The organism is Morganella psychrotolerans, from assembly GCF_001676055.1.
In the GTDB taxonomy this organism is placed as follows: domain Bacteria; phylum Pseudomonadota; class Gammaproteobacteria; order Enterobacterales; family Enterobacteriaceae; genus Morganella; species Morganella psychrotolerans_B.
The window spans coordinates 628,002-648,107 of record NZ_LZEX01000001.1 but is presented as its reverse complement, the minus strand read 5'-3'; the positions used below and the strand labels follow the sequence as shown (position 1 = coordinate 648,107).

Genomic DNA, 20,106 nt, shown 5'->3' with positions numbered 1-20,106 from the left:
AACTGTTGGCAATTCCCAAACCTAACCAGAAGGAAAAGTTTCATGAGTCAAATTACAGTAGCAAACAATAATGCAGTTGTCACGCAAAGTCGCTTTACGGTTCCTGAAGTCTACCACCGTGATCAGAAGGTAATCACCACTGAATCACTGGCGGTGGGGTATGGGGCAACATCAAAGCAGATCACCAATAATTTCAACCGCAATAAAAATCGGTTTGAAGAAGGTAAGCATTATTTTCTGGTAGAGGGAGATGATGTTGAAATTTTGCGCACCTCTTTTAGAGGTCTGCAAATTTCTAGTAAGGCTCGGTCGCTATACCTCTGGACTGAACGCGGGGCATCACGTCACGCCAAAATGCTGGAAACAGATCAGGCGTGGGACTACTTCGAGTTACTGGAAGAAACCTACTTCAATTCCCGCAAAAATACAGTGATGCCCGGTAACTATATTGAGGCGCTGGAAAACCTGCTGAAGTCTGAGAAAGAAAAGGCAGTGATTGCCGCCGAACGTGATTATGCCGTTGAGACCAAAGCGTGGATTGGCGATAAACGTCAGGCTACTGCGATGGCAACGGCATCAAAAGCAGTCCGCGAAAAGAATGTTTTAGCCGCTAAACTCGGCACCTGCAAAGGTCACGCTACGGTGCTGGCTGTTGAGAAGGCTCTGAATACAAAGTTTAAATGGCACCCGCTCAAAAAGTGGTGCGCTGATAATGATGCTCAAGTTCAATCTGTTCCGGATGATCGCTACGGAAAAGCGAACTCATATCCTGCTGCTGCGTGGAAAGCGGTTCACAATGTGAATCTGGAAAAACTGTTCTAATAACCCACAGGCCACGGACGGCTTGTAATTCAGATCACACGCCGCCTCTTAACTGAGGCTTTTTGCTTTCCTTTGCACCATCACATGATTAACATGAGGGAAACTAATTATTGAGGGTGGGGATGTGAGGAAAATAATTGTTGGTGTTTCATTATCGTTAATCTGTTTTTCAGGTATGGCTACGACTTATACTAAAGAACAGTTAAATAGCATGGTTGGGGCTGGAAACTATCCCGAGCAGGGGGAAACGCGAGTGGTTGACTCCAAACCTATGGCTTTTGAAGACTGCAAAAATGCAGCAAGTAATATGTTTTCTGCAATCTCTGATCACTACCCAGTTCGAACGGTAGTTGATTCATCATTGCTTTATATAGGCAAGGCGTGGACAAATGACGGGGTAGTTATGGTTGCTTGCTCTGAGCCAGATAAAAAGATGGTTGTAAGCCAGTCCCCTTATAAATAACCGGCGGAACTCATGAGTAAAATATTAATAACGGCTATAATATCATTGATACTTTCTGGTTGTGGCGAAAAGACCGCGTCAGACACGGTGCTTGAATTCATGAATACTGAAAATACAGCGCTGCTATCCAGCTCAAAAATAGAAAAATGCACACCTGACGGCATAAAAAACATAACACTGGTCAATAAAAACAACCTGCCAACAACAAATGACTACTATCAATTGAGTAGTTATTTATATGGTAAATCCAAGTACAGCGTTATTTCTGAAAAGAAAGAAGGGGATGCGTACGTTGTTAGCGTTAAGTGGATGTACCCGAAAGCTATCGATGATGTCAGATCATTTATCGAGGCCGATAATCCAAAAATTTTCGACGATGACAAAAAAGAGTTGGATAACCTAAAGTCGCTATACGAAAACGGTGGATTGGAAAACCCTGAATACACTGAAGATATAACTGAGTGGGTAGTATTGCCCGATGGGATAGACCCCAATCTTTCAGCCGGTAATATTGAAGCTTGTTCTAAGTAAATATTACATATAATCACAAACCCTGCCAGCCGGCGGGGTTTTTCATTTTAAGGAGCCGGTAAATGGCGAATGTAGGCGAAATTGTATATCAGGTACAGATGGATGTTGCTCAGTTGCTGACATCACAGCGTCAACTAGATCAGCGGTTGCGGAACATGGAAGGCGGCTTTAACCGCACCACGACTGCTGTCAATGGTACGGAGCGCTCAATGGCTTCACTGTCGCGTGTTGCCGCTTCATTGACTGCGTACCTGTCTGCATCTGCTGTTGCTAAATATGCCGAAGCCTGGGCGGTTCTGAATAACAAACTTGTCAACTCCATAAAAGCCGGTGAGACATTGGCAGTGGTGAATCAGCGTGTGTTTGATATTGCACAGAACAGCCGTTCAAGCCTCGATGGTATCGCAACACTGTATTCACGTTTAGAAAGAGCCATGCGCAGCGCCGGGCTAAGTGGTCAGGAGTTAGGGCAAATAACCACCACCATTTCCAAAGCAATGACCGTTTCCGGTGCCACGGCAGCAGAATCCGAAGGTGCGCTTGTCCAGTTATCACAGGCATTAGCATCGGGTGTGTTGCGCGGGCAGGAATTCAACTCAATGAGTGAACAGGCACCTGCGCTGATGAAAGGGCTTGCTGATTCGCTAGGCGTGAGTATTGGTAAGCTGAGGGCAATGGCTGCGGAAGGTAAGCTGACTACGGATGTATTGTTAAAGGCATTCCGTGAAATGGGGCCGACGATTGAGGCTGAATTCGCAAACACAACACAAACGATGTCGCAGTCTCTTCAGGTGGCCAGTAACAACATTACTAAGTTTTTTGGTGAAAACACCACCGTTAAGACATTCACAAATATATTCAATGATTCAGTAGTAACTATAAGTGAAAGCCTGGGCGGGCTGTCAGCAGTGCTGACTGTCGTTGCCACGGTATTAGGTAGCCGATTTGTTGGCGCATTAGCACTGGCGACAAAAGAAAAGCTACAAGGGGTTATATCTGCAAGAGCATTAGCAATTGCGGAGATGCAGGCAACTAAAGCAACAGAACTACATGCCGCTGCTGAACTGAGGTCTGCGGAAGTAACAAAGTTAAGATCACTCGACGAGTTACGTTTGGCGCAACATTTAAGGTCAATTGCCATAACGGAGGCGCAGGTGACCGCTACTGAACAACGGTTATCTCAGGCAAGGCAAGCAGCGGCTATAGCGACAGGGAATTACAATTCCGCTCTTGCCGCTCATACGGTGGCGCAAAATGCAGCAGGGGCGGCGGCAAGCCGGGCTAGTATCGGTATCGGAACGGTGCTGCGTGGTGCCCTAGGATTCATAGGAGGGCCTGCCGGTTTTGCTGTTGCCGCGGCATCTGCATTATTTTATTTTAGCCAAAGTGCAAAAGTGGCAAGGGATGATGCCAATAATCTTGCGGACAGCGTTAACACACTGATTGGTAAATTCGGTGAAATGAGCCGAATACAGATTGCAGAGGAAATCGGTAAGGCTGGCGAAAAAATGCCTGAGCTGTCGGATGCAGTGGTTGAAGCTCAGAAAAAATATGATGACCTTACGTACGCAGTTAATCGTAACAAAAAAGCGGTAGATGACTACGGGAAGTCAACCAGAGCAGGTAAAGAAGCGGCAGCAGCATTAGCAATAAACCTTGATAGGCAAGCCATTGCAGCCGGTGAACTTGACAGGGCTCAGCAGCGCTTAAGCCAGACACAGAATATGATCCGCATGGGTAGAGCTCAACTAAACGGAGAGCTTCTGAAAGGCGCTGATTTACTGACCGCCGAGGCTAGGACGGCACTACCGAATGCCGGAGCCGCACTCCGCGCATATGGAATTGACTTAGAAAATGCGACGAAAGCAAAACAGAAGTTTAATTCACAAAGTCTGATGATGGATTTCGGCGGTGAAAAAGGCGATCAGCTTAAAAAAGACATGGATCGCAGGCTGGAACTATCCAAGTTAGAAGGTGAGGCAAAAGCAAAATTACAGGCGCGTTATGCTGCCGAGGATGCCGGTGTAATCAGTCAGGATGCAGTCAGCAGACTTGAAGACATGGCGGCTCAGGAATACAAAAATACTGAAGCAAAAAAAACCGGCATTAAAACATCAAGGGAAGCCGCAGCTGAGGCAAAAAAAAGAAGCCACAGAAGCCGAAAAGCTTCAGCAAAAAATATCCTCACTTGCTGACGCAACAAAAGTAGCAGAGCTGGAAACGAAAGGACTGTCGCGGGAAGCCGCCGTTCTCGAAGCGGTGCAGAAGCTCGGAGCAAAGGCTAACGCAGCACAGATAGCCGAGATAACCGAACTTGCCGCCAAAGAATACGACCTCACTCAGAAGATAAAAGACCGCAAAGAGGCCTTTGAGCAAAACCCGAGGGCAAAAGCCGATCAGGATATGAAGCTTGCCAGTGAACAACTTGAGCGGCAGCTGAAAGGTAACCTCATCACCGAGGAACAGTATCAGAAGCGCAGCATTGAGTTAAAAGCCGAGCATGCCAGAAAAACGGCGGAGATAAACGCGAAATCCTCCGTCACTCCTGTTCAGGAAATGGCGGCTCAGGTTGATCCGGTTCAGGCGCTGGCAAATGAGCACGCTCAGAAACTGGCACTGATTAAGGATTACATGAGCCAGCGGGTCATTACCGAGCAGCAGGGTCTGGCATTGATGAATGCAGCCAATAAAGAGTATGACGAGCAGCGTACAGCGGCACAGTGGCAGTTACTGAGTCAGCAAAGCCTCGGCTATGACATGCTCACATCAGCGGTTGATTCTCTCTCCGGGAATGCGTCCAACGCCATCACCGGTCTCATCACACAAACTATGAGTTGGAGTGATGCTGCCCGGTCATTGGGTAACACTATGCTTAACAGCGTGGTTAACTCCATTGTTCAGGTCGGCGTTGAGATGGCTAAAAACTTCATCCTCGGGCAGACGTTGGGCGTTGCTACTCAGGCGGCAAACGCAACAGCAGCCGTTGCCGGTGGTGCTGCGGCATTGGCTGCGTGGACTCCGGCGGCTATCGCGGCATCCATTGCAACGATGGGGGCAGCATCTGCCAGCGGCCTCGGTGCGTATACTGCAGCACAGGCGACCGGCGCAGCAACAAGTGTCGGAATGAAAGCTCTGACTATTGCCGGAGCGCGTAAAGATGGTGGGCCGGTGTCTGCCGGTGAAATGTACCGGGTTGGTGAGGGCGGCAAACCGGAGATATTCAAGGCGTCAAACGGTAACCAGTACATGATCCCCGGTGATAACGGCAAGGTCATCAGTAACCGTGATATTGGCGGTGGACAGGTGCCGGTGACGGTGAATATTAATGACTACTCGTCTGGAGGCAGCAAGATTGACGCACAGGCGCGGCAGGACAGTAACGGCATGACCATAGACGTGTTTATAGCGGATATGGATAACAAAGGGCCGATGCACAGCGCCATTACACGAAACACAACGGCATCAGCGAGGGTGAGATGATTATAGTCTATCCAGACTGGCTTCCTCTGGCGCAGAAAGCAGATAAAGGAATGACATTCGACACCGGATATCTGACAGATCAGCCACAGGTCGGCGCGCCAATATTCCAGAAGCTAACCGATGACCTGAAAACGGTCTGGAATGTCACCTGGATATTCACACTGGTACAGGAGCGGGCATTTGCTCAGTGGATCCGGCACCCAGACTATCTGGATAACTGTACCCGCTGGTTCCGGATGAAAATAGATATCGGTGGCAGTGGGCTACAGGAGCAGGAGTTACATTTCACATCCTATCCGGTACAGACCAGCGTCAACGGCGCATCTGTCACATGGACTGGTCAGGTTATCAGTAAAAATCTGCATAATGATGATGACGAGTTTGGTGATGTGATTATCGAGTTCCCGCCACCGTTCGGGAGCTGGCTGGATGTCATTGTTACTGAAACGCTGCCACGGCGTGAGGGGGAGTAATGCCTACATTGCGTGAGTTCCGCGCACAACGACCAAACCGCATTCTGTATGAAACTCTCCAGCTATCACATCCGGCATTCGGTGATATTTACCTGATCACTTACCAGATTCACCCGAAGACACTCGGCGGAATTGAATACATGCCGTGTAACTTTGAAATGTCTGAGAGTCAGCAGAGTAAAACGCCGATCATTGACGCCAGTGTGAAATTCAGTCGTATCGCCCATGAGTTTAAGCAGAAGCTGAAAGCATGGCGTTCATATTCACGGATGGTTCCGGTCGAGGTAACGTACCGGCTGTTTGATGAGGCAGATAAAGGAACAGCAATCGTGCGCTGGAAGCTGTTTGCGAAAGATATTTCACTGGATGCGGAGTCAGTATCAATGACACTTTCGATGACCAATCCACTGAACAAGAATGTCGGCCGCATTTATGAGCCACAGGAATGGCCGGGTCTGGAGGCGGTATGACGACAGCTGAATTCACCGACAAAATGGTCGGGGTGCCGTGGGTAAACCGAATGGCATCTTTTGCTGAATGTGATTGTTGGGGGCTGGTTCTTTTGTACTACCGGCATGTAATCGGCAGAGAGATACACAATGTCACGGGGTACACCGGGCATGATGATTTCGTGACGTGTTTTAACGGAGTCATTGTGCCGTGGGTGTTGATAGCTTATCCGGAAGACGGCTGTATGTTTGTTGCCTATGACGGCTCGCAGCCGGTACACGTCGGTATTGTTACCGGCAGTACAGCATTGCACAGCCGTGGTGAAAACGGACACGTAAGAATCGACAGGCTGTCAGTGCTCAACCGGTTATACACGAAGCTGGAGTTTTACAGATATGGCAATGATTGAAATACAAAGAGTGCCGGGAATGCCTGCCGAGAGAGCCGAAATAAAAAACGGCTCTCTTTTTTTTGACTGGCTGAAAGAGCAGAAATTACATCATGATGTTGAAATTATCGTCAATGGCATCCCGCTGACTGATGACGACAGCCTTGATTTTGTAGTGACCGGACATCACCACATCCAAATACGCGATCAGCCGAAGGGCGGATTTATCGGCAGTCTTCTGAATCCGGTATTTAAGCTGGTTTCAAAGGTATTTTCATTTCTCGCACCGAAAACCCCGTCATTTACATCGGCTGACGCGAACGTAAAAGATAGCCCTAACAACCGGCTTACCGGTCAGACTAACGTTGCAAGAACCTATCAGGCTCGGCCCGATATTTACGGGCAGGTCAGGGCTTATCCGGATCTGATCCAGCAGTCTTTGTTTGAGTACATCGATAATAAGAAAAAAGTTACCGAGTGGATGAATTTCGGTATCGGCCGGTTTGATATCGAAAACGTGAAATACTCGGAATCAGAATTAACAGCATTGGATGGTGCCAGTTATCAGATATTTCAGCCAGGCGAAAACATCCCTGAGATATCTGAAGGGTTTGAGTTTCATGATGTCGATGGGCAGGAGGTGCCGGGGCCTAATGAAAGTGACGAGATACCGCAGTATCAGGCAACGGCGAGTGAGGTGATTTCAGGGGAAATCAAAGGCGGTGAGGCTGCAATTAAAATCAGCCGGCAGGCGGAGTTCGATTATTTCTATGACATTATCAAGCCGCGCTCAGTATCGATGACAGTGAGTGTGTCGTACACCACACCGACCGGGCTGATAACAAAAGATATCAAGGTTGACGCCTATTTGTCTGAGGCAAAGAAAAGTGATGACGGGTCACTGGTATTGCCGAAAAAATATTACGAGTTTTTCTTCACCAACCTGACCGGCGGTGATTTGGCAACCTTGCCACCGAACGCAGTGGTCAATACCACGAAATTTATTCTCTACGATAACCAGTTCATGACTGTCGGCCCGTTCTTTTCACCGATGGAAGGTGGCGAGCTCTGGATCCACCTTAACGCTCAGTTAGGTGAGGATGATTACGCCAATGCCAGAATTCAGTTCTGGAAAGTTGACGATGATAATGAAGAAATAGCGGGTACACGTGAATCATATAGCCGGGGGTTCCCGAGCGCATCGAAAACCAAAACGTATTATAAGACAGAGAAGTTCATACCAGGAGGCGGCTACGGGCGGTATGCATTCCAGCTGACCAGGCTGGAAAACAGCAATGACCATAGTATTCTGAAACTGGAAAAAGCGCATGCAGTCCGGCGCAGAACTAATGAGAAGCACCCTGACGATACCATTGTTCGTGTGACAGTCAGAGCCACGGAAAACCCGACAAGCTCGCGTGAGCGCAAATATAACGCGCTGGTTACGCGCCACGTCATCAGCTATGACGCCGCTGTCCGTAAGGTGAATTACACCGAGCGTCCGTCACGATCATTTGCGGATGCCGTGGCGCATACATGGCTGGTTACCGGCAAGCAGCCGGAGAATACCATTGACCTGCATGGGCTGTATGAGATTTACACCGGACTGCCTGATAAGCGCCTGGGATATTTTGATTACACGTTTGATGATGAGGACGTATCGCTCGGCCAGCGTATTGAGACAATATGTAATGTTGCCCGGGTGACGGCGTTCTTTGATAACGGTGTACTGACATTCTCCCGCGAGGAAGAGCGAAAATATCCGTCCGCCGTATTTAACCGGTCAAATATCACCGGCAACAATTTTCGCATCTCATACGACATGTCGTTGCCGGGCGGGAATGATGGCGTTGAGGTTGAATATGTTAACCCGCGAACCAATAAAAAAACCTACCTGAAATATCGCATTGAAAATGACGCAGTGGTGAAAGGAGCAGCGAAAAGCCCGAATAAAATCACACTGCACGGATGCCGGAACGAGTATCAGACGGTTGACCGCGCGCTGCTTGAAATGGACAGACTGATAAGCCAGCGGACAAGTATCAGTCTGCAAACACTGGCAGACGGTGATTATGTTTACCCCGGCGACATGGTGTTGGTGGCTGACAGTTACGACAGCAATCAGCATGGCGGGCACATCACCGGCAGAAGCGGGAATGTGTTCGGCACCAGTGAGCACATTGAGTTCTCCGGCGATATGGTGGTGAGCATCACCGACCACCTCGGCAATTCATCCGGCGAGTATCGGGCGCAGCCACGAACGGATACAGCGAAAGGTTTCATTGCCGACATACCTGATATTCAACTCAATATCTATGACGGGCACAATGTTCAGTCGCCATCTCGGTACATCATATCGACTGTTACCGAAATGGACGCTATGCGCTGGGTGATATCTGACAAGAAACCGGATGCAGACGGCACCTTCACTATCACCGCAAGCGAGTATTTCGCACCGAAAGCAGACTATAACGTCTGACATAACACTTAACCAACAAGCCAGCCACCGAGCTGGCTTTTTTATTGGAAGAAAAAGCACATGGCGACTATCCCTACTCAAAACGCAGTACCGAGTGAAGCACCACGAGACCTGAAATTTAACTCAGGAAAGATTGACGAGTTCGTGACCTCAAAGGCGCGGGAGTATTTCGATCGCTCTGGCAAAAGCCACCTGACCATTGAGGGCATGAAATGGATGGTTGAGCAGGTCATTGAAACCTTTAAGGTGGATATGAACCAGGCAATTATCGCAGCCGGTTACATCCCGATGGATAGCTTTCAGAAGGGCGCAGAAATCACGCAGCGCAACCAGATTTTGCGTGATGAAGTAACTGGGGAGTATTACCGTTGGGATGGTGATTTACCGAAAGTGGTTCCGGTTGGATCCACTCCTGAATCTGCGGGTGGGGTTGGTGTTGGTAAGTGGGTTGGAGTTGGTGATGCGAGCCTGAGAAGTGACCTGGCAAGGTCGATGGGTGCCGGATTAATAGGATCCGAGTCTGGTAAAAACCTGCAACAGGTAACCGATGGTAAACAAGGTAAATTTTCTTTTTCTGCTGTCGAGCTTGGATGTATTGCTGACAGAGTTACGGATAATACCTTTCTGATTCAGGAAATCATAGATAATCATGAAGACGGCCACGTTTACTTGACTATTGAGCCAAATGTTCTTTGGCACTTTAAAGATGTCAATATGAAGAACGGCGTGAATATAATCGATATGTCCGGATGGGATGATGAGTATTCACACTGGAATGAGCATATAAAGTATCATTTCAATCATAATGTTGATAATAACCAACATAATGGAAATACGTTTCATATTCTTGGCAGGCACCATCCAGCTCTGGTCGTTGATAATATAGGCACAAAAGATGATCCTGAAGGAGAGGAGCACCGAGCAAGCCTAGTGTTGAGAGAAAATGGAAGATTAAGAGCTCGTGTTGGGATAGGTCGTAGTGATTCAGACAGCAACTTCATAATCGCAGATAATAAGTTACGCACAAGATTTAGCGTTGCCACAACTAATGAAGATGATTTTGAGCTGGGGCTTAACTCCGGGCCGGTCTCTGGGGTTGATTACACATATGGGTCAATTAGAGGAGATAACGTAATACATAGGAAGTATTCTGGCGCCGGTAAAAGTATTCAGGAGCAATATTTTGCCGGTGGGGCTGCTGCAACTATAATTACATACAATCCAGATGGTTCTATTTCATACTCTCAGGGTGGAAGCAATACAGCAACCATATCAAGCAGGGGGGAAATTACAGGCACGAGAAAGTTACTAACATACGCAGCTTCCCTGTCATTGATGACTGGTCAGTCTGGCTCAATATTAACAAATCACTCATCATCGGCAACATCTGGGTATATTTTACCTGCTGGGTCTGGTTATTCTGGGGTATATTATACCTTTATCAATACAACTGGAGCAAAAATCACGGTATCGACAAGAAGTAATGAATCATTTTTGGATGGATCGTCATCTAAAGATTTAACATCATTAGGCGGGTCGTTGTCCGTTATATCAATCGGCAATGGTAAGTGGGCTACAAGATGATGTTTTTGACTCAATCTTCTTTCGGATACTCAAACCAGCGCGAAAACCGTTTCCCCATCTCTCTGTACTGCGTCAATCTCTCTCTGAAGTGCGGGCGTAAATGCTCGGGCTGCTGCTTTTCTGTTTCGTACAGACTTGTGGCAGTCCAGTTTCACACGGCAGGAATTGTCTGTTATATGCGGGGTAGGGGTATCAACGATTTACCGGTACTTTCCGACGGGTGGGGTTGTGTCATTTTGATATCTCATCAACATAGTCAGCAAACCACTGCATCATACTCCTGCGCTGGTCGAGATACTCGGCATGGTTATAGATACCGCGTATTACGTTACGGTCAACGTGAGCTAACTGGCGCTCTATAAGGTCTCTGTCGAACCCATTCTCATTAAGCAAGGTGCTGAACTGGTGCCTGAATCCGTGACCGCTGGCGATGCCATCAAAGCCGATTTGCCGGATAACCATCAGCACCGCGTTTTCGCTAATCGGTTTCTTCTTGTCATTTCTGCCCGGAAAAACCAAGTGAGATATTCCCTCGGTTATTGGCTTGATATGCTCCATCAGGGCGACAACCTGATCTGACATCGGCACGATATGCGGCTTTCTGTTTTTCATTACTTCGGGAGATATAGTGATCACTCTGTTCTTGAGATCGATGTCTGACCATTGCATTGACCGTAATTCTTTGGTTCTCAGGGCTGTGTACTGCAAGACTTGTGTAGCTGTTTTACTGATGATACTGCCAGAAAATGCGGACAATGCTTTATTGAACGCGGGTATCTGCTCTTTGGTGAGGAAGGGGTAGTGACTTTTGCGATATCCCCTCTCGGCATCAACCAGGTCGGGGGCGGGATTGTATTTAGATCTGCCGGTTATAACTGCATATCTAAATACCTCACCACACCGGCGGCGGGCTTTACTCGCTCTCTCCATTGCGCCGCGATTTTCGAAATGGCGTATCACATCCACCACACGAAGCGGATCCATTGATGCAATATCCTCATTACCTATAATTGGCAGGACATCATCATCAAACATGGATAGCATTTCCTTCCTGTACCTGTCAGACCACACTTCTTTTTTAAACTCGTACCATTCGCGGAAAACAATTTCGAATGTGGTGATGTTTTTTTCCGGTAGTTCTGGGGTTTTTACTTCCAGCTCTCCGCCGGCAGCCAGAATTGATTTTGCAGAGGCGTGAAGTTTTCGTGCTTCTATTAATGATATTTCAGGATATGCCCCGATAACATGAGTTTGCTCTTTACCATCTTTACGATACCGAAAGCGCCAAATTTTTCCGCCGCCTTTGGATATGAAAAGGAACAGTCCGCCACTGTCAGACAGCCTGTATGATTTTTCTTTTGGCTTGGCTGCTTCTATCTGTTTTATTGTCAGCATGTGGGCATCTTTTGGCACTTTAGTTTTAGGTGCCCACAAATATGCCCGCAAAATGGTGGTTCAGTCAAGTAATGGTTGGTTATGGCTGGTAACGGCAAATAACGGGAGGTGCTGATTTTTAAAGGGTGGGAGGTAACGGTGGGTAATGCGAGGTAATCCGGTACTGGTGTCCCCTGCAGGAATCGAACCTGCAACTAGCCCTTAGGAGGGGCTTGTTATATCCATTTAACTAAGAGGACTCTGTTTGTATCGTCAGAAAAAAGCGCGTTTATCTTACTCAGTCCGCATGGAATAATCAAATTTTTAGCGTTTACTTGTTCATTTTCAGTACAATAAAAAATATTAAAACGACACCGGTACGAAATTGCGGGGTGCCGTTCCGTTATCGTACCGGTTATTTACGGCTCATTTCCTGTGATTTTTCAATTGCGCTGCGCACACCCGCAATCACTGACCGGCGCAGTCCGGTTTCTTCCAGTTTTGCGACCGCTTCAATCGTGGTGCCGCCCGGGGAGCAGACCATATCTTTCAGGTCGCCCGGATGTTTGCCGGTTTCCAATACCATTTTAGCGGCACCCATCACTGTTTGCGCTGCAAATTCATAAGCTTGTTTGCGGGGCATTCCGCCTGCGACGGCGGCATCCGCCATGGCTTCAATAAACATAAAAACGTAGGCGGGAGCAGAGCCACTGACACCAATTACTGCATCGATTAATGATTCCGGTACTATTTCTGCGCGCCCGAAGCTGCGGCACAGTGACATAACCAGTTCGGTATCTGCCTCTGTCAGGAATTTATTGGGTGTAACGGAGGTCATACCCGCATTAACCAGTGCCGGGGTATTCGGCATCAGGCGAACTACTTTACCGGATGCGGGGAGTGCGGCTTCCAGTGTGCTGAGTGTGACACCGGCAGCGATGGAAATAATAACAGCCTCAGTTTTCAGATAAGGTGCAATTTCCTGTAAAATTCCGGTAACAGCATAGGGTTTCACGCCAATAAATATAATATCAGACTGTTCTGCCACGGTGGTGATATGCTCAGTTCCGTGGACACCGAACTCAGCAGCAACCCGGGCAGTACTGGCAGGGCTGTGATTATGGACGTAAACGGTATCAGGCGTGATTATCTGCCCTGAAATCAGTCCGTTTAATATCGCCTTTCCCATATTTCCGCAACCAATAAATCCGACTTTCTTATTCATTATAACCCCTTTATTAGCGATGATAACTGACCGGAAAGGCAGAATAGCACTCTCTGCCGGCAGGGTAACGTAATAATTTCGGCATCATTTACATACACAAATGTGCTAATACCGGATAATATTGAGTTTATAGATACGTGAAACTGAAAAAAATAACTCACGTTTTGGCATGGAGAAACTTATGAAGTATCAAGTAAGTGGCCTGACACTTGCTGCGGTGCTGCTGATTGGCGGATGTGCAAGTTCGGATCAGTCACCGGGAACGCGCAGTGATCCGCTGGAAGGATTTAACCGCACGATGTTTAATTTCAACTATAATGTGCTGGATCCTTACGTACTCAGACCCGTTGCGGTTGCCTGGCGTGATTATGTACCGACTCCGGCACGCAACGGTACAATTAATTTCCTCGGAAATCTTGAAGAGCCGGCAAGCATGGTTAACAGCTTTCTCCGTGGTGATGTCTATCAGGGATTTAAGCATTTTAACCGGTTCTTCCTGAATACGGTCTTTGGTCTGGGCGGTCTTATTGATGTTGCATCGATGGCAAACCCGAAACTGGCTAAAGCGGAGCCGGTGCGATTTGGTAATACCTTAGGAAACTATGGTGTCGGTTATGGTCCGTATGTGGTCATTCCGGGCTATGGTGGCTGGACACCGCGCGTAGACGGCGGGGATTTCCTGGATACCACGTATCCGATGCTGAGCTATCTGACCATCTGGATGGGTGTTGGTAAGTGGGCGATTGAAGGAATTGATAACCGTGCACAGCTACTGGATTCTGAAGGCGTTTTACATAACTCCAGTGATCCGTATCTGATGATGCGTGAAGCCTATTTCCAGCGTAATGACTTCCTGGCATCCGGCGGGGAACTGAAAGCGCAGGTAAACCCGAATGCGGCTGCAATTGCGGATGATTTGGATTCTATCGACGGCGAATAATGACTTTTATCATTAATCGCAAATCGCAATAAAAAAAATCGCAATAAAAAAGTTCTGGCTGTTAACCAGAACTTTTTTTATACATAAAAACCGGGAAATCAGAAGGTATAGTTGAAATTAATACCGTATAGCCAGGCTTTACCTGATGAGCTGAATTCATAATTAGGCATCTGCATGTTCGGATTACCCAATTTGCTGCCGATAACCTTGAGTTGGTCTTTAGTCAGCAGTGGCTCGGAAATATCGACTTTACGGCCATGCATATAGGCAACACCAACATCGACAGACATATCTTTATTAAAGGCGTAGGTTGAACCCAGGCTAAGCCAGATACGATCCTGATCAGGGATCGAAATGGAACGGTTTCCGGCAGGAACAGGGCTGTCATCGAATGCCACACCGCCACGGAATGTCCAGTTATCATCGTGATAATAGGTTGTTCCTAGGGCTACACGGTACGCATTACTGAAGCCTTCATGCTTTTCAAACAGAACGTCACCGTTGCCGTTGTCTGTTGCTTTCAGCTCTTTAAAGGTATCCCAGCCGGTGTAGGCAAACGTATAGTGGACAGCCCATTTTGGTGCAACCTTGTGATAGGCGGAGAATTCCCAGATATCCGGCAGGTGGAGATCCAGGCTGCCTTTGGTTGAACGATCAAGCAAGCCCGGAATATTTTGAGTAAAATCACCGTCTTTAAATTTTACGGTTACTTTTGAGCGATAAGTTAAGCTGAAACGGTTATCTTTATCCAGTTCATATAACATACCCGCATTCCAGCCATAGCCCCAGCCATCACCTTTAAGCTTGGCAAGATTAGAACTGGACGGAATTTTTCCAAGCTCAGGCTTGCCGGTAAGATGTGCGGCAACAGATCCTAATTCACCGGTATGGCGTGAAATTTCAGCGTCGGCATAGACCGCATTTAATCCGAGACCAAAACTGAAATTATCATTCAGACGATAAGCACCGGCAAGGTTAAAATTGGCGGTCATCAGGTCCGTTTTACCGCCGATGGCACCCGCCGTATAGTTATCGTTAAACTCAGTGGCGAGGCCAAAGTTTGATGTAGCCGATGCCCCGACAGACCATTTATCATCAATCGGCATAATAAAATGCAGATTCGGCACCACGGCACTAGGTGCGATATCACTGGCATCCGTACTGTTGCCTGTGAGAGGGGATTTACCCTTAATATCACGCCCGGGTTAATGTAAATCGCCCCTGCGGAAAATGCCGGGCGGTCAAATAATGTCATTGCTGCAGGATTGCGGCTGCCGACGCTGGCATCATCTGCCACGGCACCTTCCCCTGAAAATGCACGTCCGAGTGCAGAAGTTGAATATTCATTTAATTGAAAACCCGCAGCAAAAGCATTTGATGCTACTAAAGAAACTGCCACTGCCAGTGCTGAACGAGTGAACAGGTTTTTCTGGTTCATGACCAAAACCCTCTTGTTTATTTTGTTTATGTACTACTTTGATAGTCAGAAGTAGCGCTGGATTGTATGTTTGCTTGTGGATATGACAAATCAGACCAGTTGAGAGAGTATAGGATCAGCACATCTGAATGTTATTTTTTTGTACTAAAATAAGCGAATTAAGATGTTGAAATGAGATTTGCATAACAAAAAATTAACAAATAAGGGCGTTTTGAGGGCAAAAAATGGCTTTAGCCCGAGTAGATCAAACAATAGATTGAAATTTTATGATTTACTTTGATAAATGGTATGATTCGATATTGAGATAGTAAGCTATTTTTAACTAACGGGAGATTGAAATGGCTGACGCAAAAAAACTGTGTAGCGCAGAAGAAACCGCCGCATGTTGCTGTGTGGACGTAGGTACTATTATTGATAACGAAAGTTGCACGTCCTCTTTCCAGCGTGTTTTTGCATCAAAAGCAGAAGCAGAAAAAATGCTGGAAACGCTGACAGCCAAGGCTAACGCAGCGGCGTCTGAGCCTTGCGAAATGCACAGTGAGTTCAAAGATACAGCCGAAGGTGTTGAACTGAAAGCTGATTTTACATTCAGTTGCCAGGCTGAAACGCTGATTTTTGAACTGGGTTTACGTTAATTCATCAGAAGAATACGTAATCTGAATTCAGGCCTCCGTTGAATACGGGGGCTTTTTTATGCCTGAAATTCAATTGAAGTCTTTAAAAAAATCATTTCTCTGCGTTGCTTCGCATTTTTTATTAATTTGCATTGCGCAGATGCAACATGGTGTTAACAATAATAGCAGGTCAGACCACCGCATGTCGGGATAACCGTTCATAACGTAAGGATAAACGGATGAAACTTGCGCAGGCAGAACGAATTGCAATTATTGACGGACTACGAACGCCGTTTGTAAAACAATCAACTGTTTATCGTGACGTTCCGGCGATTGAACTGGGCCGCGCTGTTGTGCAGGAATTACTTTTCAGGCAATCATTTCCTCCGGAACTTGTTGATCTTGTCGTTTTCGGACAGGTGATACAAATGCCCGCCGCACCCAATATTGCCAGGGAGATTGTCCCGGGGGCGGGGCTTTCGGTAACAACAGATGCCTATTCTGTCACCCGTGCCTGCGCTACCAGTTTTCAGGCGATTGCCAGTGCGGCACAGGCTATTCAGTGTGGTCAGAATCATATTGCGGTGGCAGGCGGGGCGGACTCTTCGTCTGTTTTACCTATTGGTGTATCCCGTAAACTCGCCGGAACGTTGCTGGATCTCAGCAAAGCCCGGACTCTTTCACATAAACTCCGGTTGCTGATATCGCTGCGCCCGCGTGATCTCCTGCCTGTGGCCCCTGCGGTGGCAGAGTACTCCACGGGTCTGCGCATGGGTGATACCGCAGAGCAGATGGCAAAACGCTACCATATCAGCCGTGAAGCTCAGGATGCCTTCGCTCACCGCTCACATCAGGCCGCCACACAGGCATGGGCCTCCGGTGTGTTGCGCGATGAGGTGATGACGGCACGTTTTCCGCCATTCACACACATTTGTGAAGAAGATAATACGCTGCGCAAAAATTCACTGGCAGGCAGCTATGCACAACTGAAACCCGCATTTGATAAGCGACATGGCACGGTTACCGCCGCCAACAGCACGCCGCTGACTGATGGCGCGGCTGCGGTAATTATGATGTCTGAGTCCCGCGCCCGCGAACTGGGGCTGGTTCCGCTGGGCTTTCTGCGCAGCTATGCGTTCACCGCCGGAAGCATGCGGGAAGATATGCTGCTGGGACCGTCTTACGCCGCGCCTGCCGCATTAGCGCGGGCGGGGCTGTCGTTATCTGATCTGACACTGATTGATATGCATGAAGCATTTGCTGCTCAGGTACTGGCAAATCTGCAGTGTTTTGCCAGCGATTCATTTGCCCGCGAAAAACTCAATCGCTCAAAAGCGGTCGGGGAAGTGGACCCTGATAAATTTAATGTACTCGGCGGCTCGATTGCTTACGGTCATCCGTTTGCGGCAACCGGTGCGCGGATGGTCACTCAGACCTTACGTGAATTGCAACGGCGTGGCGGTGGTTTTGCCATGACAACAGCGTGTGCCGCTGGTGGTCTCGGGGCGGCGATGATCTGGGAAACGGAATAGGCGGAGGGAATAGTAATGACTGATTATGATAAAACACATTCTGATGACACATTCTCTGCTTTTCGTCTGACTATTCGTCCGGATAATGTCGCAGTGATCACCATGAGTGTGCCGGGTGAAAAGGTAAATACCCTGAAAGCTGAGTTTGCCGCTCAGTTTGAAGCCATTTTACGTGAAGCACGACAGATCTCCGGACTGCGCGGAATGGTCATTATTTCCGGAAAGCCCGGTAATTTTATTGCCGGAGCAGATATTAACATGATTGCTTCGTGTCAGGATGCCGCGCAGGCACAGGCGCTGTCTGCCGCAGGTCAGCAATTATTTAATCTGATAGAAAATTATCCTCTGCCGATCATTGCCGCTATCCACGGGAGTTGTCTCGGTGGCGGGCTGGAGTTGGCAATGGCCTGCCACAGCCGGATTGTGACGGACAGTGATAAAACCCGGCTTGGTCTGCCGGAAGTACAGTTAGGGCTGTTGCCGGGCTCCGGCGGAACACAACGGTTGCCGGGGCTGACCGGGCTGATAACGGCACTGGACATGATGCTGACCGGGCGGCAGTTACGTGCAAAACAGGCATTTAAGCTGCGGCTTGCGGATGACATTGTTCCTGAAGATATTTTACTGGAAACGGCTGCCGCAAGGGCGTTATCTGCTCATCCCGCACGGCGGGCTCCGCAATCGTTGTGGCTGAAAATTCAGCGGATGAAGGGAGTCCGCCATATTCTTCTGCGCATAACCCGTAAAAAAGCACAGCGACTGACCCACGGGCACTATCCGGCGGCGGAACAGATTATTGATGTTGTGCAGTGCGGTCTGGATAAAGGGCGGCAGGCAGGATTTAAGGCTGAATCAGCCGCATTCGGTAAATTGGCGGTAACGGCGGAGGCAGGTGCGCTGCGACATATTTTCTTTGCGTCATCAGCACTGAAAAAAGACGGAGCAGGTGATGCAAAACCGGCAGAATTACATCATGTTGCTGTTCTGGGCGGCGGGCTGATGGGATCTGGGATCGCAGCGGTCACCCGTCAGCGTGCCGGGCTGCCGGTCAGAATCAAAGATATTTCACAGGATGGAGTCAGTAAAGCGCTGGCTTTTTTCTGGCAGTACCTGAGCAAGCAGGTAAAGCAACGTCGGCTCTCTTCGCGTGAACGGACACAACTGATGGGCGGTATGACCGGCACAACGGATTACCGGGGTTTTCACCGCATTGATTTTATCACGGAGGCTGTTTTTGAATCTCTGGCACTGAAACAACAGATGGTTGCTGAAGTTCAGTCCGTCACACCTGCGGAGACTATTTTTGCCACGAACACATCATCGCTGCCTGTGCGTGATATTGCCGCAAATGCACTGCGTCCGGAGAAAATTATCGGGCTGCACTATTTCAGCCCGGTGGAAAAAATGCCGCTGGCGGAAATTATTCCGCATGCGGGAACAGATGCTGTTACGTTGGCAACAACACTGAAACTGGCCCGCAGACAGGGAAAAACAGCTATTGTTGTTAGTGATAAAGCTGGGTTTTATGTTAACCGCATTCTTGCCCCCTATATTACAGAGGCACTGCGTTGCCTTATTGAGGGGGAGCCGGTGGAGAAAATTGATAATGCACTGACAGATTTCGGTTTTCCGCTGGGGCCTGTTGCGTTACTGGATGAAGTCGGTATTGATGTCGGGACAAAAATTATGCCGGTGCTGGAAGCAGAATTCGGTGATCGTTTTGCCTTACCGGCTCAATTACAGGCAATTTTTCAGGATAACCGGCTCGGTAAGAAAAACAGACGGGGATTTTATGATTATTCACCACTCCCGTTATGGCGCCGGTTCGGGCGAAAAGTACCCCGTAAAGCAGATAAGCAGATTTATCATTTACTGGGTTCGCCTGCACAAGGAGATCTTACTGCACAGGCGATCGCAGAGCGCTGTGTGATGATGATGCTCAATGAAGCGGTCAGAGTGCTGGATGAACAAATTATCCGCTCACCAGCGGACGGGGATATCGGCGCGGTATTCGGTATCGGCTTCCCGCCGTTCCTGGGAGGGCCGTTTTATTATATGGACACATTATCACCACAGGTTGTGGCGGAAAAACTGACGGCGCTGGCTGCCCTGTATGGTGAGCGCTTTACCCCTTGTGAGGCCCTGATGCGGCGGGCAGAAAATAATTTACGTTTTTTCTGATAAAAACAGTTCTCAGATAAAAACGGTCCTCAGACAAAAACAGTATCCGGATAACAAATTATTGTGCTCTTTTCTTGTGTGTTCAGGGCGGCGCAATGCCCTGAGCACAGACAAAAATACCGGATACTGATT

At 48.2% G+C, this 20,106-nt stretch carries 17 protein-coding genes and 1 tRNA gene; 13 read left to right on the top strand and 5 right to left on the bottom strand.

What is annotated here, in order from left to right:
• The first annotated feature begins 42 nt into the window (after nt 1-42).
• The 9 genes from AYY17_RS03005 to AYY17_RS22625 all read left to right on the top strand — a co-directional run bounded on the left by AYY17_RS03005 (nt 43) and on the right by AYY17_RS22625 (nt 10,670).
• Complete coding sequence (locus AYY17_RS03005; RefSeq protein ID WP_067421126.1) at nt 43-822, top strand: ORF6N domain-containing protein; 780 nt, start codon at nt 43-45, stop codon at nt 820-822.
• Nucleotides 823-946: 124 nt separating this feature from the next.
• Complete coding sequence (locus tag AYY17_RS03000) at nt 947-1,285, top strand: hypothetical protein (RefSeq protein ID WP_067421124.1); 339 nt, start codon at nt 947-949, stop codon at nt 1,283-1,285.
• Between the two features lie 12 nt (nt 1,286-1,297).
• A complete protein-coding gene (locus AYY17_RS02995) occupies nt 1,298-1,816 on the top strand; it encodes a hypothetical protein (RefSeq protein ID WP_067421122.1) in 519 nt (172 codons plus the stop codon).
• A 62-nt stretch (nt 1,817-1,878) separates the two neighbouring features.
• Nucleotides 1,879-4,011, top strand: a complete 2,133-nt coding sequence (locus tag AYY17_RS20995; protein WP_082981233.1) for a tape measure protein — start codon at nt 1,879-1,881, stop codon at nt 4,009-4,011.
• A gap of 1,281 nt (nt 4,012-5,292) precedes the next feature.
• Nucleotides 5,293-5,769 carry a hypothetical protein gene (locus AYY17_RS02985; RefSeq protein WP_067421120.1) on the top strand — a complete coding sequence of 159 codons (477 nt, stop codon included), beginning with the start codon at nt 5,293-5,295 and terminating at the stop codon, nt 5,767-5,769.
• Nucleotides 5,769-6,239, top strand: coding sequence for a DUF1833 family protein (locus tag AYY17_RS02980; protein WP_067421118.1), 471 nt, complete (start codon nt 5,769-5,771; stop codon nt 6,237-6,239). Before AYY17_RS02985 ends, AYY17_RS02980 begins: the two co-directional genes overlap by 1 nt.
• Nucleotides 6,236-6,628: a peptidoglycan endopeptidase gene (locus tag AYY17_RS02975; RefSeq protein ID WP_235845254.1), complete on the top strand. Its 393-nt coding sequence runs from the start codon at nt 6,236-6,238 to the stop codon at nt 6,626-6,628. Before AYY17_RS02980 ends, AYY17_RS02975 begins: the two co-directional genes overlap by 4 nt.
• Nucleotides 6,615-9,086, top strand: a complete 2,472-nt coding sequence (locus tag AYY17_RS02970) for a host specificity factor TipJ family phage tail protein (RefSeq protein ID WP_067421116.1) — start codon at nt 6,615-6,617, stop codon at nt 9,084-9,086. Before AYY17_RS02975 ends, AYY17_RS02970 begins: the two co-directional genes overlap by 14 nt.
• 60 nt (nt 9,087-9,146) lie before the next feature.
• Complete coding sequence (locus AYY17_RS22625; protein WP_067421114.1) at nt 9,147-10,670, top strand: tail fiber/spike domain-containing protein; 1,524 nt, start codon at nt 9,147-9,149, stop codon at nt 10,668-10,670.
• Between the two features lie 231 nt (nt 10,671-10,901).
• Here AYY17_RS22625 and AYY17_RS02960 read toward each other — a convergent pair whose 3' ends face one another.
• From AYY17_RS02960 to proC, 3 genes are all read right to left on the bottom strand, one after another.
• A complete protein-coding gene (locus tag AYY17_RS02960) occupies nt 10,902-12,065 on the bottom strand; it encodes a tyrosine-type recombinase/integrase (protein ID WP_067421112.1) in 1,164 nt (387 codons plus the stop codon).
• Between the two features lie 164 nt (nt 12,066-12,229).
• Nucleotides 12,230-12,304: transfer RNA gene (locus AYY17_RS02955), tRNA-Arg, on the bottom strand.
• 155 nt (nt 12,305-12,459) lie between these two features.
• The gene (gene proC, locus AYY17_RS02950) at nt 12,460-13,269 is read right to left on the bottom strand and encodes a pyrroline-5-carboxylate reductase (RefSeq protein WP_067421110.1); all 810 of its coding nucleotides are present in this window, start codon (nt 13,267-13,269) and stop codon (nt 12,460-12,462) included.
• A gap of 181 nt (nt 13,270-13,450) precedes the next feature.
• Between proC and mlaA the strand changes: the two genes are divergently transcribed.
• Nucleotides 13,451-14,209 (top strand): phospholipid-binding lipoprotein MlaA, encoded by a 759-nt coding sequence (mlaA, locus tag AYY17_RS02945; protein ID WP_067398502.1) that lies wholly within the window; start codon nt 13,451-13,453, stop codon nt 14,207-14,209.
• A 98-nt stretch (nt 14,210-14,307) separates the two neighbouring features.
• On the opposite strand, the gene AYY17_RS02940 is transcribed toward mlaA, so the two are convergent.
• Both AYY17_RS02940 and AYY17_RS22670 read right to left on the bottom strand, forming a co-directional pair.
• The gene (locus AYY17_RS02940) at nt 14,308-15,315 is read right to left on the bottom strand and encodes an outer membrane protein transport protein (protein ID WP_412779000.1); all 1,008 of its coding nucleotides are present in this window, start codon (nt 15,313-15,315) and stop codon (nt 14,308-14,310) included.
• Nucleotides 15,201-15,647: an outer membrane protein transport protein gene (locus tag AYY17_RS22670; RefSeq protein ID WP_412778999.1), complete on the bottom strand. Its 447-nt coding sequence runs from the start codon at nt 15,645-15,647 to the stop codon at nt 15,201-15,203. Before AYY17_RS22670 ends, AYY17_RS02940 begins: the two co-directional genes overlap by 115 nt.
• A 338-nt stretch (nt 15,648-15,985) precedes the next feature.
• Between AYY17_RS22670 and AYY17_RS02935 the strand changes: the two genes are divergently transcribed.
• The 3 genes from AYY17_RS02935 (at nt 15,986) to fadJ (ending at nt 19,974) form a co-directional block, all read left to right on the top strand.
• Entirely contained in the window at nt 15,986-16,282 is a 297-nt protein-coding gene (locus AYY17_RS02935; RefSeq protein WP_067398500.1) for a YfcZ/YiiS family protein, read from the top strand.
• A 218-nt stretch (nt 16,283-16,500) separates the two neighbouring features.
• On the top strand, nt 16,501-17,793 hold the full coding sequence (gene fadI / locus AYY17_RS02930) for an acetyl-CoA C-acyltransferase FadI (protein WP_067421108.1): 1,293 nt from the start codon (nt 16,501-16,503) through the stop codon (nt 17,791-17,793).
• Nucleotides 17,794-17,808: 15 nt separating this feature from the next.
• Nucleotides 17,809-19,974 (top strand): fatty acid oxidation complex subunit alpha FadJ, encoded by a 2,166-nt coding sequence (gene fadJ, locus AYY17_RS02925; RefSeq protein ID WP_067421106.1) that lies wholly within the window; start codon nt 17,809-17,811, stop codon nt 19,972-19,974.
• The last annotated feature ends 132 nt before the right edge of the window (nt 19,975-20,106 follow it).

What these genes read in the sequence shown, in the direction of transcription:
- AYY17_RS02985 (WP_067421120.1), top strand. Translation starts at nt 5,293, where the DNA reads ATGATTATAGTCTATCCAGACTGGCTTCCTCTGGCGCAGAAAGCAGAT.
- AYY17_RS22625 (WP_067421114.1), top strand. Translation starts at nt 9,147, where the DNA reads ATGGCGACTATCCCTACTCAAAACGCAGTACCGAGTGAAGCACCACGA.
- fadJ (WP_067421106.1), top strand. Translation starts at nt 17,809, where the DNA reads ATGACTGATTATGATAAAACACATTCTGATGACACATTCTCTGCTTTT.
- AYY17_RS02935 (WP_067398500.1), top strand. Translation starts at nt 15,986, where the DNA reads ATGGCTGACGCAAAAAAACTGTGTAGCGCAGAAGAAACCGCCGCATGT.
- AYY17_RS02940 (WP_412779000.1), bottom strand. Translation starts at nt 15,315, where the DNA reads ATGCCGATTGATGATAAATGGTCTGTCGGGGCATCGGCTACATCAAAC.
- proC (WP_067421110.1), bottom strand. Translation starts at nt 13,269, where the DNA reads ATGAATAAGAAAGTCGGATTTATTGGTTGCGGAAATATGGGAAAGGCG.
- AYY17_RS02960 (WP_067421112.1), bottom strand. Translation starts at nt 12,065, where the DNA reads ATGCTGACAATAAAACAGATAGAAGCAGCCAAGCCAAAAGAAAAATCA.
- fadI (WP_067421108.1), top strand. Translation starts at nt 16,501, where the DNA reads ATGAAACTTGCGCAGGCAGAACGAATTGCAATTATTGACGGACTACGA.
- AYY17_RS20995 (WP_082981233.1), top strand. Translation starts at nt 1,879, where the DNA reads ATGGCGAATGTAGGCGAAATTGTATATCAGGTACAGATGGATGTTGCT.
- mlaA (WP_067398502.1), top strand. Translation starts at nt 13,451, where the DNA reads ATGAAGTATCAAGTAAGTGGCCTGACACTTGCTGCGGTGCTGCTGATT.
- AYY17_RS02995 (WP_067421122.1), top strand. Translation starts at nt 1,298, where the DNA reads ATGAGTAAAATATTAATAACGGCTATAATATCATTGATACTTTCTGGT.
- AYY17_RS02970 (WP_067421116.1), top strand. Translation starts at nt 6,615, where the DNA reads ATGGCAATGATTGAAATACAAAGAGTGCCGGGAATGCCTGCCGAGAGA.
- AYY17_RS02975 (WP_235845254.1), top strand. Translation starts at nt 6,236, where the DNA reads ATGACGACAGCTGAATTCACCGACAAAATGGTCGGGGTGCCGTGGGTA.
- AYY17_RS02980 (WP_067421118.1), top strand. Translation starts at nt 5,769, where the DNA reads ATGCCTACATTGCGTGAGTTCCGCGCACAACGACCAAACCGCATTCTG.
- AYY17_RS03005 (WP_067421126.1), top strand. Translation starts at nt 43, where the DNA reads ATGAGTCAAATTACAGTAGCAAACAATAATGCAGTTGTCACGCAAAGT.
- AYY17_RS22670 (WP_412778999.1), bottom strand. Translation starts at nt 15,647, where the DNA reads ATGAACCAGAAAAACCTGTTCACTCGTTCAGCACTGGCAGTGGCAGTT.